Raw genomic sequence first — 2950 nt, 5'->3', positions numbered from 1 at the left:
GTCGAACCGGGTGACTATTTCAGCACCATCCAGGGCAAACCTAACGCCGATTCGAGCAGCAGCTACGATCGCAGTTCCTCCGCGATGAGCTAAACCCCAATCTCGTTTAAATTCATCTTTTCAAATTCATTAATTCGGAGTCAGATACCATGTGTACCCAAGACGAAGCTCGCGCACTGATGCGCCGCCACCACCAGGCCGTCAAAAATCGCCAGCAAGCCATGTTCAACCGGGCCGCGGCCGAAGTCGGACTGGAACCGAGCGACTATTTCAGCACCATCCAGGGCAAACCCCACTCGGATTGTCAGATGAGCTACGATCGCTCCCACGCCTCCATGAGCTAATTTCAAACCCCTTTCAACTTTAACTTTCAACCAATCGGAGATGATTAGACGATGAGTACCCAAGACCAAGCCCGCGCGTTGATGATGCGCCACCACCAGACCGTCAAGAACCGCCAACAGGCGATGTTGAACCGCTCCGCCGCCGAAGTGGGTATTGAGCCGGGTGACTACTTCAGCACCATCCAGGGCAAGCCCAGCGCCGATTCGCGGACGAGCTATGATCGCAGTTCCTCAGCCATGAGCTAAGTTGTCGTATACAGATCAAAGTCCGTGGATTCTAACATCAATACCCCCACAGCGCGATCGGCCTTGTGGGGATTTTTCATGGGCGATCGGCTTTCAGTGATACATCAAGTTTCCCGTTCCCTATCCCCTGCTATATAATCGCTTCTGCGAGACATTCATGGGGGCAGGTAAAACATATGTCAGATTGGCAGAAGATTGACGGCGGGATCACGGCGCCGAAAGGATACCGGGCGAGTGGCATTGTGGCGGGGTTGAAACCCTCCGGGGCGCCGGATTTGGCGTTGATCCTCTCCGACGTGGATGCGATCGCGGCGGGGGTGTTCACCACGTCCCAGGTGCGGGCGGCCTGCGTGGACTACTGCCGCCAACAATTGCAGGCTAAACCCAGTGCCCGGGCGATTCTGTGCAACGCGGGGCAGGCGAACGCGGGTACCGGGGAAGCGGGTTGGGCGGACGTGTACGAAAGTGCCAATACCCTGGCGGGGGCGTTGAATATCGAGCCGGAATCGATCCTGCTGGCGTCTACCGGGGTGATCGGGAAGCGGATCAAAATGGATGCTCTGAAGGCGGGGATTCCGCAACTGGTGGCCCGAGCTTCGGAAACCGGGGGACCTGACGCCGCCGGGGCGATTATTACCACGGATTTGGTGACGAAATCCATCGCGTTGGAGACGAAATTCGGCGATCGCCCGGTCCGCGTCGGCGGCATCGCCAAGGGTTCGGGGATGATCCATCCTAACATGGCGACGATGCTGGCTTTCGTCACCTGCGACGCGGCGGTATCGCCCCCCCTGTGGCAGGAAATGTTGGCCCGGGCGGCGAACCGCAGTTTCAACCAAATTACTGTTGACGGCGATACGAGTACCAATGACAGTCTCATCGCCCTCGCCAACGGCCAGTCCCGCACCCCGGCGATCACCGGGCCAGGTCTGGAGGCGGACAAGCTGGAGGCGATGCTGACGGCGGTTTGCGAACATCTGGCAAAAGCGATCGCCCGCGACGGTGAAGGGGCCACCTGCCTGATCGAGGTGCAGGTGAGTGGGGCGGCGACGGAGGAGGCCGCGGCGAAAGTGGCGAAAACCATCGTCGGGTCGTCCCTGGTGAAATCGGCGATTTTCGGCTGCGATCCCAACTGGGGCCGCATCGCGGCGGCGGCGGGACGGGCCGGAGTCCGGTTCGATCAGGAGAAGTTGGAGATTTCTATGGGGGAATTTCAACTGATGAAAGCGGGTCAGCCGTTGGCGTTTGACGAGGCGGCCGCCAGCGATTATTTGAAACGGGCGAAAACGGGGGAATATCTGAAGGAAGATACCGTTTTAATTCGGGTCAAAATTGGCGACGAGATGGGATTTGGAAAGGCCTGGGGATGCGATCTGAGTTACGATTATGTGAAAATTAACGCCGAATACACGACTTGATTTTTGACGTTTTTTGGGGGCGAAATATCGCCCCCGATGATGTTTTGAGGACGCGAAAGATGCTGGCACTGTTCTGGATCGGAATTATTGTTATTGTGGCGATCGCGATTTTTTTCGTCGCCAATCAAGGACGGTTGCAACCCCAGGAAATTCCCCAAGGACTCCCCGCCCTGGAGCGGAATTTATTTAATTTGGAAGTGGGGGATATCGTCCAATATGGGGGGGAAGATTGGGTGGTGGAAGGTCGCCTCACCTATTACGAAGGGGGTTACAGTTGGTTCGATTATTTGCTACAAGAAAGCGATCGCATCCGCTGGCTTTCGGTGGCGGAAGATGATATCGTGGAGGTGGCTTGGATGGAGTCCACCACCGCCCTGGAATTGAGCGGTGAACCGCCCCGACAGATTACCTTCGACGGCGAGTCTTACCGCCAGGTGGGTTCGGGTGTCGCCCGGATGTCCCGCATTGGAACCCTACGCCGCCAACCCCCCGAAAATTGCCGCTATTTTGACTATGAAGGACCGGGTGATCAGGTGCTGTCGGTGGAGGACTGGGATGGGGAGTTGGAAGTGAGTGTGGGGCGGAGTATCAACCCGAGGGAATTGTCCCTGCTGCCGGGGACTGGGGGGAGCGTGTATCGGGGTTGAATAGGCGAACCGCTTGGGAATCTATTCCCTTTTCTCATCGCTGAAATCCTCTCAAGAGGATTGGCGAAGGGTTGATAGATGTAACGACAACCGCGATCGCACCCCTTATATGGCGGCACATTTTCCCATGATGTTATGGTACGTCAAGTCGGGGAAAAAGTCAAGCCCCAATCCCGAGAGATCTAGAAACCGGGTTTCTACCAATATCTGGGTAGGAAACCAAAAACTTTCCGAGAAACACCGGTTTCTTCTTCTCCAACCCGATCTCTTGACGGATGTAACGAAAACCGCGATC

The 2950-nt window shown here is 56.5% G+C and carries 4 protein-coding genes; all 4 read left to right on the top strand.

Going from position 1 to position 2950, the window contains the following annotated elements; all coding sequences use genetic code 11:
* The first annotated feature begins 149 nt into the window (after nucleotides 1–149).
* The 4 genes from gifA (AC0QHF_RS27155) (at nucleotide 150) to AC0QHF_RS27140 (ending at nucleotide 2655) form a co-directional block, all read left to right on the top strand.
* Nucleotides 150–344, top strand: a complete 195-nt coding sequence (gene gifA, locus AC0QHF_RS27155; RefSeq protein ID WP_324707408.1) for a glutamine synthetase inactivation factor IF7A — start codon at nucleotides 150–152, stop codon at nucleotides 342–344.
* A gap of 51 nt (nucleotides 345–395) precedes the next feature.
* The gene (gene gifA, locus AC0QHF_RS27150) at nucleotides 396–590 is read left to right on the top strand and encodes a glutamine synthetase inactivation factor IF7A (protein WP_324707407.1); all 195 of its coding nucleotides are present in this window, start codon (nucleotides 396–398) and stop codon (nucleotides 588–590) included.
* A gap of 176 nt (nucleotides 591–766) precedes the next feature.
* Nucleotides 767–2008: a bifunctional ornithine acetyltransferase/N-acetylglutamate synthase gene (argJ, locus tag AC0QHF_RS27145; RefSeq protein ID WP_324707406.1), complete on the top strand. Its 1242-nt coding sequence runs from the start codon at nucleotides 767–769 to the stop codon at nucleotides 2006–2008.
* A 59-nt stretch (nucleotides 2009–2067) separates the two neighbouring features.
* Nucleotides 2068–2655: a DUF4178 domain-containing protein gene (locus AC0QHF_RS27140; RefSeq protein ID WP_324707405.1), complete on the top strand. Its 588-nt coding sequence runs from the start codon at nucleotides 2068–2070 to the stop codon at nucleotides 2653–2655.
* Nucleotides 2656–2950: the final 295 nt, after the last annotated feature.

This window comes from Lyngbya sp. CCY1209, assembly GCF_055795065.1.
Note: the sequence above shows the minus strand (reverse complement) of the source record. Positions and strands in the feature narration are given on the sequence as shown.

Excerpts from the sequence above, each read along its gene's own strand:
- gifA (WP_324707407.1), top strand. The coding sequence starts at position 396 with ATGAGTACCCAAGACCAAGCCCGCGCGTTGATGATGCGCCACCACCAG.
- AC0QHF_RS27140 (WP_324707405.1), top strand. The coding sequence starts at position 2,068 with ATGCTGGCACTGTTCTGGATCGGAATTATTGTTATTGTGGCGATCGCG.
- argJ (WP_324707406.1), top strand. The coding sequence starts at position 767 with ATGTCAGATTGGCAGAAGATTGACGGCGGGATCACGGCGCCGAAAGGA.
- gifA (WP_324707408.1), top strand. The coding sequence starts at position 150 with ATGTGTACCCAAGACGAAGCTCGCGCACTGATGCGCCGCCACCACCAG.